Consider the following 11,854-nt stretch of genomic DNA (forward strand, 5'->3'; position numbering starts at 1 on the left):
GCCCCTGAAGGCATGCGCTGCGCGCAGCCTTCCCCGAAGGGGCGCGGGGAACTGCGCGGCCGGGGGCCGAGGGTCAGAAGCCCGCCGGCTCCGTGTAGACCCCCCACTCGTCGCGCAGCACGTCACAGATCTCCCCGAGCGTGGCCTCCGCCCGCACCGCGTCGAGCATCGGCCCGATCATGTTCGACCCGTCGCGCGCGGCGGCGAGCATGGCGCCCAGGGCGTCCCGGACGGCGGCGTCGTCACGAGCGGCCCGCCGCTCCCCGAGCACCCGCACCTGGTCGCGCTCCACCTCATGGCTGACCCGCAGGATCTCCAGGTCCCCGGTGACGGACCCGTGGTGCGCGTTCACGCCCACGACCCGCTTGTCGCCCTTCTCCAGCGACTGCTGGTACTGGAACGCCGACTCGGCGATCTCGCCCGTGAACCAGCCGTCCTCGATGCCGCGCAGGATGCCGGAGGTGATCGGGCCGATGGGGTGCTGCCCGTCGGGATGCGCCCGCAGCCCGCGCTCCCTGATCTGCTCGAAGATCTTCTCGGCGTCGGCCTCGATGCGGTCGGTGAGCTGCTCGACGTACCAGGAACCGCCCAGCGGGTCGGCGACGTTGGCGACGCCGGTCTCCTCCATCAGGACCTGCTGGGTGCGCAGCGCGATCTCGGCGGCCTGCTCGCTGGGCAGGGCGAGCGTCTCGTCGAGGGCGTTGGTGTGGAGCGAGTTCGTGCCTCCCAGCACCGCCGCCAGCGCCTCGACCGCCGTACGGACGACGTTGTTGTACGGCTGCTGGGCGGTCAGCGAGACGCCCGCGGTCTGGGTGTGGAAGCGCAGCCACTGCGCCTTCTCGCTGCGCGCTCCGTACACGTCGCGCAGCCAGCGCGCCCAGATGCGCCGGGCCGCGCGGAACTTGGCGATCTCCTCGAAGAAGTCGACGTGCGCGTCGAAGAAGAAGGACAGGCCGGGCGCGAAGACGTCCACGTCCAGGCCGCGGCTGAGGCCCAGCTCGACGTACCCGAAGCCGTCCGCCAGCGTGTACGCCAGTTCCTGCGCGGCCGTCGAGCCCGCCTCGCGGATGTGGTAGCCGGAGACCGACAGCGGCTTGTAGGCGGGGATGGACGCGGCGCAGTGCTCCATCAGGTCGCCGATCAGGCGCAGGTGCGGCTCGGGCTGGAAGAGCCATTCCTTCTGGGCGATGTACTCCTTGAAGATGTCGGTCTGGAGCGTGCCGTTGAGCACGGCCGGGTCGACGCCCTGGCGCTCGGCGGCGACCAGGTACATGCAGAAGACGGGGACGGCCGGGCCGCTGATCGTCATCGAGGTCGTGACGTCGCCGAGCGGGATGTCCCGGAACAGGACCTCCATGTCGGCGGCGGAGTCGATGGCGACGCCGCAGTGCCCGACCTCGCCGAGCGAGCGAGGGTCGTCGGAGTCGCGTCCCATGAGCGTCGGCATGTCGAAGGCGACGGAGAGGCCGCCGCCGCCCGCGGCCAGGATCATCTTGTAGCGCTCGTTGGTCTGCTCGGCGTTCCCGAACCCGGCGAACTGCCGGATCGTCCAGGTGCGGCCCCGGTACCCGGTCGGGTACAGACCGCGCGTGAACGGGTACTCCCCCGGCCAGCCGATCCGCTCGAACCCCTCGTAGGTGTCCCCGGGCCGCGGCCCGTAGACCGGGTCGACGGGGTCGCCCGAGAGCGTGGTGAAGTCCGCTTCCCGCTTGCGGGCGGTGTCGTAGCGGGCCTGCCAGCGACGGCGGCCCTCCTCGATGGCGGCGGCCCTGGCGTCAGCGTCACTGGTTCCCATACCCTCGAATTTACTAGGACGTCCTAGTAAATGTCGATGGCGAAACCGCCCGCACCTCGCGCGGGCGGTGGGGGCCACCCCCGTGGGCTACGCCTTGGCGAGCTCGGTGCCGTCGGCCGCGACCTTGGCGTCCAGCTCGGCGGAGATCTTGCGCTCCACGAAGAAGGCGGCGGTCGGGATGGTGCCCGCGATCAGTACCCACAGCTGCTTGCCGACCGGCCACTTCGCCTTGGAGCCGAGGTCGAAGGCGACCACCAGGTACACGACGTAGAGCCAGCCGTGGGCGATGGCGATGACGCGCGTGAAGTCCGCGGCGCCGTCCATCTGGAACGCGTACTTGGCGATCATGCCGAGGCAGAGGACGACCAGGAGGACACCGGTCACATAGGCCATGATCCGGTAGCGAGTCAGGACGCTCTTCTTCATGAGTCGAGCCTAACCGCCCGTTTTGCGCGATCTTCAGGCGGGCCCGGCGGCCCGGTCCGGGTCAGCCCTCGTCGTCGAAATCGTGCGCCGCCACCCGCAGCGGCCGCAGCATCGCGAAGATCTCGCCGCACTCGTCGGCGTCGTACACACCGAGGCCGAAGTCCATCGCCATCAGGTCGCGGGTGGCCGCGTCGACGGCCTCGCGGCCCTTGTCGGTGATGGAGGCGAGGGTGCCGCGGCCGTCGTTCGGGTTGGGCCGCTTGTCGACGAGACCGGACCTGACCAGCCGGTCGACGGTGTTGGTCACCGAGGTCGGGTGGACCATCAGCCGCTCGCCGATCTTCGACATCGGCAGCTCGCCCTCCTTGGAGAAGGTGAGCAGGACCAGTGCCTCGTAGCGCGCGAAGGTGAGCCCGTACGGCTTGACGACGGCGTCGACCTCGGCGAGCAGGATCTGGTGCGCGCGCATGATCGAGGTGATCGCGGCCATGGACGGCACGGATCCCCAGCGCTGCTTCCAGAGTTCATCGGCGCGCGCGATCGGATCGAAGGCAAGACTGAGGGGCTTCGGCACCCCTCGACCCTACCGGCCGGTCATATGGTGGTCAGCCCCGTCTCGCCCTTTGGCCGGTTCGCCCGCGCCGCAAGGGCGGGAGCGGCGCGGGGGCGGTGCGATCCGGCCCCCGCCGTCGGCGCCGGCGGCGGGCCGGCGGCCGGGACATCCGGCGGAGCGGACATCTGACAGGGCGTCTAATCCACGGCAACAGCTGACCCTTATGTCACGATTGCCGGAATCGTACGCGCTCCGACCCAGGGGGCAGGATGCCCGTCCCGACCATCCGCCGCACACCGTCCCGCCGCACGCTCGCGCTCGTCACGGCCGCGCTCGCCGTCTGCGCGCTCGCCACCGCCTGCTCCGGCGCGGGCTCCGGGCAGGCCGCCCGCGAGGCCGCCGGACAGACCGCGCCCTCCCCGGACACGGCCGACACCTCGCCGTTCTGGGTCGACCCCGCCTCCGCCGCCGCCGTCCAGGCCGAGCGGTGGGAGAAGCAGGGCCGGGCCTCGGACGCCGCCGTGATCCGGCGCATCGCGCAGCACCCGCAGGGCATGTGGGCGCCGGGCGACTATCCGCGCCCGGTGATCGCCGAGGCCGGTGAGAAGGCGAAGAAGGCGGACAAGACGCTGGTCCTGGTCGCGTACAACATCCCGCACCGCGACTGCGGGCAGCACTCGGCGGGCGGCGCGCACAGCGCGGACTTCTACCACCAGTGGGTCGACGCGTTCGCGACCGGCATCGGCGACGCCAAGGCGCTCGTCGTCCTCGAACCGGACGCCCTCGGGCACATCGTCGACGGCTGCACCCCGGAGGAGTACCGGGAGGAGCGCTACCAGCTGATCGGCTCGGCGATCGACCGCCTGAAGCAGCAGCCGAACACCAAGGTGTACGTCGACGCCGGGAACCCCGCCTGGATCCCCGACGCGGCCAAACTCGTCGAGCCGCTGCGCAGGGCGGGCGTCGAGCGGGCCGACGGCTTCTCCCTGAACGTCTCGAACTTCCAGACCGACCAGGCGAGTTCGGCCTACGGCAAGCAGCTCTCGGGGCTGCTCGGCGGCGCCCACTTCGTCGTGGACACCAGCCGAAACGGCGCGGGCCCCTACTCACCGGCGGGCGCCGACGGCTGGTGCAACCCGCCGGGCCGCGCCCTCGGCTCCGCGCCGACCACCCGGACCGGTGACCCGCTGGTCGACGCGTACCTGTGGGTGAAGCGGCCCGGGGAGTCGGACGGCACCTGCCGGGGCGGACCCGCGGCGGGCACCTGGTGGGCGGAGTACGCGCTGGGCCTCGCCCGCGCCGCGCACACCTGACGCGGGCGGCCCGGCGCGCGGGTCAGTCCTCGCCGACCCTGACCCACTTGGCCTCGGACGACACCCCGTCCGCGTCCGTCGCGAAGAGCATGTACCAGCCGGGCGGGACCAGGGCCCGGTCGGTCGGCACGTCCACCGTGATCTGCCCCTGGCGCTTGGTCAGGCCCAGCTCGATCGAGCGCTGCTCCACGTCCGTCGTGTGGGTCACGGCGGACGGCCGCATCAGCCGTGCCTTGACGATCCGGTCGGCGGCGTCCGTCCGGTACGTCGCCTTGTGATCGGCGGGAAGCGTCTGAGGGCCGTCGCCGATGACCGGGCGCCGGTCCCCGCCCTTGTGCAGCGCGGGCGGCGTGAAGATCTCCATGCGCTGCTCGAAGTGGCCCAGCTTGGTGTTCTGCTGGTCGTCGAAGAGCGGGTCGGAGCCGAAGGTCACCACCCGGCCGTCGGGCAGCAGCAGCGCCTCCGAGTGGTAGTTGCGGCCGACCTTGGGCGAGGCCGCCTCGCGGAAGGCGTTCTTCTTGGGGTCGTAGAACTGCGCGGCGAGGATGTTGCTCGCGCCGCGCCCGCGGTAGTCGGACGAGCCGTTGGACGTGAAGACCGAGTCGTCCGGCATGATCACGCTGTTCAGGTACCGGGTGCCCTGCGGCAGGTGCGGCCCCTCCTTGAACCGGGGGCTGTCCTCCTTCAGGTCGACGACCGCGGTGCGCGGCGTCGCCCGCTCGGACTCGCCGACGCCTCCGCCGCCCAGGATCATCACCTTCTGGTCCTGCGCCGGGGGCAGCAGCAGGGACGCCGACGTCTCCGTCTCGTCCTCGTCCGTCAGGCCCGGGACCTTCTCGAACTTGTTGGTCCTCAGGTCCCACAGGCCCGGCACCCGGCCCTTGTCGGCGGGCCCGTACCCGGCGTTGGAGGCCGGGTAGAAGAGCTTGCCGCCCTTGGTCAGGAACAGCGCCGGGTAGGTCGGGAAGTACCGCTTGGGGCCCATCGACCACTTCTTGGTCTTCGGGTCGTAGATCTCGTTGTCCCCGGGGTCGATGACGCCGACGTCGTCGAGTCCGGAGACGGCGAGCACCTTGCCGTCCTCCAGGCCCACGAGCGTGGGGTACCAGCGCGCCTTCTGCATCGGGTCCACGGGCACGTACTTCTCGGCCACGGGATCGAACTCGTACGCGGCCCTGATCCCCTGGAAGTCCTGCTTCTCCATGGTGATCTTCTCGGAGAGCCCGTACGCGTTGTCGGCCTCCTTGCCCGTGAGGCCCTCGATCTCGTACTGGGCCTGCTTCGACGTCTCGTACTGCTTGCCGTCGGCGACCGCCTCGACGAAGACGCGGGCCTCACTCGCCTTGATCTTCGTCTTCCAGGGCTGCATGACACCGGCCGCGTTGTAGCTGATGTCGTACGAGCGCTTGGCCTTGGGCACGGTCACGTCGAACCGCGACACGTACTCGACGCCGTCCGGCGAGCGGAACTTCGTCCCCTTCTTCAGGACCACCGGCCGGTCGGGGCTCTCGTTCTTGACGCGCATCCCGCCGCCGGCCCGCTTCACCTCGCCGTCGAGGAGTTCGTAGCGGGCGGTGCCGCCGGCCACGAGCATCCGGCCGTCGGGGAGCGCGGCGTGCCCCGAGCAGAAGAAGTCCTCCGGGGTGTCGATCTTCTTGAAGGTGTTCGCCTTCGGGTCCCACAGGACGGTGTCGAACGATCCGGCGTCGAACTTGCGCTGCTCGTTGCCGGAGCCCGCCACGATCAGCACCTTGCCGGTGTGCAGCAGCGCCGCGTGGATGGCGTTGGTGCGGAACTGCTCGGGGATGCCGACCTGCGACCACGAGCCGTACTGGGCCTTGTAGCCGGGCTGGGCGATCTTCCAGTCCTCGTACTTCTCGGAGGCGAAGGTCCACGCGGCCGGGGCGTTGAGGCCGACGAGGAGGGCGATGCCGCCCGCTCCCAGGACCGTCTTCTTCATCTTCTGGGAAGGCCGGTAGCTGTTGAAGGCCATGGGTCAGTTCCCTCCTGTGCTGGTGCTGGAGACCGGCGAGCCGGCGAGGGCGGGCTCCGGCTTCTCGGGCTTCCCGGGCCCGGTGGCCGCGGCCGCCGCCGCCTCACGGCGCTGCGCCACGCTCCACACCACCGGCGGCGCGAGGGCGATGCACAGGGCGAGCACCGCCCAGGTCCGCATGGCCACGTGCGTGTGGTCGAGGACGACGGACGCGGCGAGCGACAGGGCCAGCACCCCCGCCCAGAAGAGGTGGACGCGGAAGGTCAGCATCCGGTCGGCGGTGGCGTCGCCGCCCTTCGGCGTGACGACGAAGCGGGAGGGGCGGCGCAGCAGCGCGGCGCCCAGCGACTTCAGGTAGATCGGCGCGGAGATCGCCGACATGGCCATGCCCGCGATCCCGCCGGACCCCTCCGGTTCGTGCGGCGAGACGTTGTGCCGCCGGTTCCACAGGTAGAGCCCGATCTGGAGGGCGGCGGCGTCGCTGTAGAGCATCAGCCAGACCGACGCGGAGACCTGGGTGCCGGACGCGCCGAACCAGAGGAACAGCACGCAGCTCAGCACGCCGAGCAGCCAGTTGACGGCCGTCATCGGGTAGTAGACGAGCATCATCGTGTACGAGAAGAGCCGGCCCGCCGGCATGCTGAACGGCGCCTTCCAGTACTGCTTGAACAGCGTCTCGTACGTCCCGCGCGACCAGCGCAGCTGCTGGGTGAAGAAGTCCGTCCAGGAGGCGGGGCCCTCACCGACGGCGAGCACGTCGGGGGTGTAGACGGACCGCCACTTGGTGCCGGTGGCCGGGTTGGCGTGCCGGTGGATCTCGAACCCGGTCGCCATGTCCTCGGTGATCGAGTCGACGAAGCCTCCGATCTGCTTCAGGGCGCTGATCCGCACGACGTTGTTGGTGCCGACGAACATGGGGGCCCGGTAGCGGTTGCCCGCCCGCTGGATCAGCGTGTGGAAGAGGAACTGCTGGGACTCGGCGGCCTTGGTGACCGGTGAGTCGTAGTTGCCGTAGACCTGCGGCCCGACGACGAACGCGACGTCCGGGTCGCGGAAGTAGCCCAGCATCCGCTCCAGGAACTCCGGCACCGGCACATGGTCGGTGTCGACGGAGGCGAAGAAGTCGTACTCGGCGTGGTGCGCGGCGAGCCAGGCGTTGTAGTTGCCGTGCTTGGTACGGGTCTTGTGGGCGCCCTTCGCGCGGTTCCACTCCTCGACGCCGTGCCGCGTGAAGTGCCGGACGCCCAGCTCGGCGCAGAGGGCACGGGCCCGGGGATCGTCACCCTCGTCGAGCAGCCACACGTCGAGCGGTCCGTCGTGGGCGATGCGGACGGCGCCCTCGAGGGTGGCGCGCACCATCGACAGGGGTTCCTTGCCGGGGACGTACGTCGTCAGGAACGCGACCCGGGTGCCCGGTTCGGGCCGGACCGGGACGGGGTCCCGCGCCACCAGCGTCGCGTGGGCGATGGAGACCACGTTGACGACCATGAACAGCTCGATGAGGCCGATCGAGACCAGCATCACGATGTCGAGCTGGACGAGCCAGCGGGCGCCGCCCTCGCGCTCCACCCAGTGGCTGGGCCACACCAGATAGACGAGCAGGATCCCGGTGAGCACCGGGGCCAGCGTCATCAGGAGGACCGCGCGTATTCGGTGGGGCTCGCGGGAGAGGAGTGAGGTGTACTGCACCCGGTAGCCGTCGGCGGGCGGCTCGGTGAGCGGTCCGGCGAGTCTGCTGTAGGTGTCGTAGTCATAGCCCTCAGGCCGCACAGCGCCCTCCAGGTTCCCGTCGTCGCCCGGCCGTCGGTGACCGAGCGTATCGATAACCTCACAAAAGGTGACTTTTATGGGCGTGTCGAACCGGAGGGTACGTACGAGTGAGGTATGGCGTGTTGATTCACGGGGGCGGGTGAATCGGGGCCGCGCTTCGGGGGGTCACCGGTCGGGTGCACCACCGTCGTGGCTGGTCGCGCGGTTCCCCGCGCCCCTGAGATGCGCACTTCGTGCGCCGTCTCATCAGGGGAAGGCGCGCGAAGCGCAGCCTTCAGGGGCGCGGGGAACCGCGCGACCAGCCGCGACGAGAGCCGTAGCCGGGCGCCGGGGAGGCGCTACTCGGCGAGGTGCCGTTCGACGGTGGCGACCTTTGAGGTCAGGCCGTCCGTCACGCCGGGGCGGATGTCCGCCTTCATGACCACGGAGACCCGGGGAGCGCGCTCCTCGACCACGGCGACGGCGCGCTTCACGACGTCCATGACCTCGTCCCACTCCCCCTCGACCGACGTGAACATGGCGTCGGTCCGATGGGGCAGCCCGGACTCACGAACCACCCGCACGGCGTCGGCGACGTACTCCCCCACGTCCTCGCCGACCCCGAGCGGCGTCACGGAAAAGGCGACGATCATGCGTTGACGATCCCTTCCTGACGGGCGCGGGCCGCGATCGCCGCGTCGACGGCGCTCTCCGACTCCCGCTTCAGCTTCCGCTCGGCGAAGAACCCGCCGGTGGGCAGCACCGAGAGGACGAAGTAGAGCGCGGCCCGGCCGAAGCCCCACTTGGCCCGGTTCCAGGCGTCCAGCCAGAAGACGACGTACAGCACGAACAGCACGCCGTGCACCATGCCCATGACGGGCACGGCGTTGAAGTCGGTCGTCCGCTTCAGCACCGAGCAGACCAGCAGCAGGATGAAGGAGACGGCCTCGGGCGCGGAGACCAGGCGGAGGCGGCGGATGGCGGAGGCGGTCTTGATGTCCACGAGGCACCTTTGACTGGAGTGGTCGACGGGGCGAGCAGTGATCTTGTGAAAGCGCGCACAAGCGTTCCCCATTGTGGCATCGCCCCAGCGCCGCCCTGTCGGCGGGCTCCCCCGCCCGGCTACCGTCGACCCCGTGGCAACGTTCCGGCTGCAGGGCAGCAAGATGCTCGCCGTCGACATGACGGGCGACAGCGTCAAGGCGAAGAACGGTTCGATGGTCGCGTACGACGGCCGTATGGCCTTCAAGAAGCTGAGCGGGGGTGGCGAGGGGATACGGGGGATGGTGACCCGGCGCATCACGGGTGAGCAGATGACCGTGATGGAGGTGAAGGGCCAGGGGACCTGCTGGTTCGCGGACCGGGCGAGCGAGATCAATCTGGTCGGCCTGCAGGGCGACAAGCTCTGGGTCGAGGCGAGCAATCTGCTGTGCACGGACGCGGGACTGCGCACCGGCACCAGCTTCACGGGGATGCGCGGCGCCTCCCAGGGCAACGGGCTGTTCACGACGACCGTCGAGGGACACGGCCAGGCCGCGATCATGAGCGACGGCCCGGCGGTGGTGCTGCGCGTCAGCCGCGACTACCCGCTGACCGTCGACCCCGGCGCGTACATCGCGCACCAGGGGAATCTGCGGCAGTCGTTCCAGTCGGGCGTCACCTTCCGCACGTTTCTGGGGGAAGGCGGCGGCGAGGCGTTCCAGATCCACTTCGAGGGGGACGGGCTGGTCTACGTACAGCCCAGCGAGCGCAACACGATCGCGGGGGATGTGTGAGATGCCGGCGGACTTCCGCGAGATCAACTCGAAGATGGTCGAGGCGACCGTCGTGCCCGGGCAGCGGCTCTACAGCCAGCGCGGCGCGATGCTCGCGTACAAGGGGGACGTCACCTTCACGCCCAACGTGCAGGGCGGACAGGGAGGGCTGATGTCGATGCTCGGACGGCGGGTGGCGAACGAGGCGACGCCGCTGATGACGGTGGAGGGCAACGGCACGGTGCTGTTCGGGCACGGCGGCCATCATGTGCAGGTGATCACCCTGTCCGGCGACACCCTGTACGTGGAGGCCGACCGGCTGCTCGCCTTCGACGGCGCGCTGCAGCAGGGGACGATGTTCATGGGCTCCCAGGGCGGGGTGATGGGCATGGTGCGCGGGCAGGTCACCGGGCAGGGGCTCTTCACGACGACGCTCAAGGGGCACGGGGCGGTCGCGGTGATGGCGCACGGCGGTGTCATCGAGGTGCCGATCACTCCGAACAACCCGGTGCACGTCGACCCGCAGGCGTACGTCGCCCACCACGGCGACGTGCGCAACAAGCTGTCGACGGCGCTCGGCTGGCGGGACATGGTGGGCCGCGGCAGCGGCGAGGCGTTCCAGCTGGAGCTGAGCGGGAGCGGTGCGGTGTACGTCCAGGCCTCGGAGGAGAAGCTGTGATGGCCGGTCCGGTGATCTTCGACCCCATGACCCTGCCGGTCGACGACAACGTCAACGCCTACACCTTCTGCGTGGAACTCAAGAGCAGTCAGTGGTTCCTGCAGAAGGGCAAGATGATCGCCTACTACGGGCGGATGGAGTTCAACGGCATCGGGCACGGGCGGCTCGACCGGCTGGTGCGCACCTCGTTCCATTCGCCGCTGCACGCGAGCGACTGGGTGGTGGCGGAGGGCAGCGGCAAGATGCTCCTCGCCGACCGGGCGTTCGACGTCAACTCCTACGACCTGGACGACGGCAACCTGACCATCCGCGCGGGCAATCTGCTCGCTTTTCAGCCAAGTCTCGCGCTCAAGCAGTCCATCGTGCCCGGCTTTCTCACACTCATTGGCACTGGCAAATTTGTCGCGGCTTCAAATGGACCGGTGGTGTTCATGGAGCCGCCCGTCCGCGTCGATCCGCAGGCGCTCGTCGGCTGGGCCGACTGCCCGTCCCCCTGCCATCACTACGACCACGGCTACCTGACCGGCGTCATCGGCGGTCTACGTGCGATGACGGGGATCGGCGGGGTCAGCGGAGAGGAACACCAGTTCGAGTTCGTGGGCGCGGGCACAGTCCTTCTACAGTCGAGCGAGGCGCTGATGCCGGAGACCGCGACGGGTGACGTACCTCACCAAGCGGGTGTTCCGGGCGGCGGTTCGGGGCCGGGCGCGGGTCCGTCACCGGCACCGAGGCTTCCCGGACAGCTCGGCGACCTCCAGCGTCGCTTCGGGCTGTGAGCGGTAGTCTGCGGAGTGTGACGTCGAACGCATGAACGTCACATTCCCCACGTTCGTTCGCCTTTCAACTTCTTAGGTAGAATCGATTCCATGGAGACCGAGACGGCCACGCGGTGGCTGACCGACGAGGAACAGTGCGCCTGGCGCACCCACCTGGAGGTCAACAGGCTGCTGAACTATCAGCTGGAGAAAGACCTCCAGCCCTTCGGCCTGACGATGAACGACTACGAGATTCTGGTGAACCTCTCCGAAGCGGATGAGCACCGGATGCGGATGAGCGACCTGGCTGCGGCGACCCTGCAGTCCAAGAGCCGGCTCTCGCACCAGATCACCCGGATGGAGAACGCGGGGCTGGTCCGCCGCGAGAACTGCGAGTCCGACCGGCGCGGCCTGTACACGGTCCTCACCGAGTTCGGCCTGGAGACCATGCAGAAGGTCGCCCCGTTCCATGTGGCGTCCGTGCGGCAGCACTTCGTGGATCTTGTCTCGCCGGAGGCGCTGAGCGAGCTCCACAAGGCGCTCGCGCCCATCGCGGAACACCTGCGTTCGCAGCGCGGCAAACCGTGACACCTGCGAACGTCTGAGGTTGCAGTCCGCGGAGGACCGCCGACCTCCCCCGTGGACTTCCGCCATCATCCGGCGGGCAGCCGCAGTACGAACACAGCCCCGCCGGGGGGGGGGGGGGGGCCCCGGGGGGGGGGGGGGCGGCCCCCCCGCCCCCCCCCCGCCCCCGGGGGGGGCCCCCGACCCCCCCCCCCCCCCCCCCCCCCCCGGGGCGGGGGGGGGCGCGCGCCGCCCCCCCCCACGCCGAGCCCC

12 protein-coding genes are annotated in these 11,854 nt (G+C 70.0%); 5 read left to right on the plus strand and 7 right to left on the minus strand.

What is annotated here, in order from left to right; translation table 11 throughout:
• Positions 1-73: 73 nt before the first annotated feature.
• The 3 genes from icmA to ABT127_RS37715 form a co-directional block, all read right to left on the minus strand.
• Positions 74-1,795, minus strand: a complete 1,722-nt coding sequence (gene icmA / locus ABT127_RS37705; protein WP_351460575.1) for a coenzyme B12-dependent isobutyryl-CoA mutase large subunit — start codon at positions 1,793-1,795, stop codon at positions 74-76.
• A gap of 87 nt (positions 1,796-1,882) precedes the next feature.
• Positions 1,883-2,221 (minus strand): DUF3817 domain-containing protein, encoded by a 339-nt coding sequence (locus ABT127_RS37710; protein WP_351460577.1) that lies wholly within the window; start codon positions 2,219-2,221, stop codon positions 1,883-1,885.
• A gap of 61 nt (positions 2,222-2,282) precedes the next feature.
• Positions 2,283-2,795: a MarR family winged helix-turn-helix transcriptional regulator gene (locus ABT127_RS37715; RefSeq protein ID WP_351460580.1), complete on the minus strand. Its 513-nt coding sequence runs from the start codon at positions 2,793-2,795 to the stop codon at positions 2,283-2,285.
• Positions 2,796-3,043: 248 nt separating this feature from the next.
• Between ABT127_RS37715 and ABT127_RS37720 the strand changes: the two genes are divergently transcribed.
• Complete coding sequence (locus ABT127_RS37720) at positions 3,044-4,087, plus strand: glycoside hydrolase family 6 protein (RefSeq protein WP_351460583.1); 1,044 nt, start codon at positions 3,044-3,046, stop codon at positions 4,085-4,087.
• A gap of 22 nt (positions 4,088-4,109) precedes the next feature.
• Here the strand turns inward: ABT127_RS37720 and glxA are convergent, their stop codons facing one another.
• The 4 genes from glxA to ABT127_RS37740 all read right to left on the minus strand — a co-directional run bounded on the left by glxA (position 4,110) and on the right by ABT127_RS37740 (position 8,832).
• A complete protein-coding gene (gene glxA / locus ABT127_RS37725) occupies positions 4,110-6,080 on the minus strand; it encodes a radical copper oxidase GlxA (protein ID WP_351460586.1) in 1,971 nt (656 codons plus the stop codon).
• 3 nt (positions 6,081-6,083) lie between these two features.
• Positions 6,084-7,850: a glycosyltransferase family 2 protein gene (locus ABT127_RS37730; protein ID WP_351460588.1), complete on the minus strand. Its 1,767-nt coding sequence runs from the start codon at positions 7,848-7,850 to the stop codon at positions 6,084-6,086.
• 338 nt (positions 7,851-8,188) lie between these two features.
• Positions 8,189-8,482, minus strand: coding sequence for an MTH1187 family thiamine-binding protein (locus tag ABT127_RS37735; protein WP_351460591.1), 294 nt, complete (start codon positions 8,480-8,482; stop codon positions 8,189-8,191).
• Positions 8,479-8,832 carry a DUF3817 domain-containing protein gene (locus tag ABT127_RS37740; protein WP_111668254.1) on the minus strand — a complete coding sequence of 118 codons (354 nt, stop codon included), beginning with the start codon at positions 8,830-8,832 and terminating at the stop codon, positions 8,479-8,481. Before ABT127_RS37740 ends, ABT127_RS37735 begins: the two co-directional genes overlap by 4 nt.
• Before the next feature lie 133 nt (positions 8,833-8,965).
• Between ABT127_RS37740 and ABT127_RS37745 the strand changes: the two genes are divergently transcribed.
• The 4 genes from ABT127_RS37745 to ABT127_RS37760 all read left to right on the plus strand — a co-directional run bounded on the left by ABT127_RS37745 (position 8,966) and on the right by ABT127_RS37760 (position 11,605).
• Positions 8,966-9,604, plus strand: coding sequence for an AIM24 family protein (locus ABT127_RS37745; protein WP_351460594.1), 639 nt, complete (start codon positions 8,966-8,968; stop codon positions 9,602-9,604).
• Complete coding sequence (locus ABT127_RS37750) at positions 9,597-10,262, plus strand: AIM24 family protein (RefSeq protein WP_502971846.1); 666 nt, start codon at positions 9,597-9,599, stop codon at positions 10,260-10,262. The genes ABT127_RS37745 and ABT127_RS37750 overlap by 8 nt, the downstream gene beginning before the upstream one ends.
• Positions 10,262-11,038 carry an AIM24 family protein gene (locus ABT127_RS37755; protein ID WP_351460597.1) on the plus strand — a complete coding sequence of 259 codons (777 nt, stop codon included), beginning with the start codon at positions 10,262-10,264 and terminating at the stop codon, positions 11,036-11,038. The genes ABT127_RS37750 and ABT127_RS37755 overlap by 1 nt, the downstream gene beginning before the upstream one ends.
• 90 nt (positions 11,039-11,128) lie before the next feature.
• Complete coding sequence (locus ABT127_RS37760) at positions 11,129-11,605, plus strand: MarR family winged helix-turn-helix transcriptional regulator (RefSeq protein WP_351460600.1); 477 nt, start codon at positions 11,129-11,131, stop codon at positions 11,603-11,605.
• Positions 11,606-11,854: the final 249 nt, after the last annotated feature.

The organism is Streptomyces sp. NPDC001904, assembly GCF_040297005.1.
Classification (GTDB): domain Bacteria; phylum Actinomycetota; class Actinomycetes; order Streptomycetales; family Streptomycetaceae; genus Streptomyces.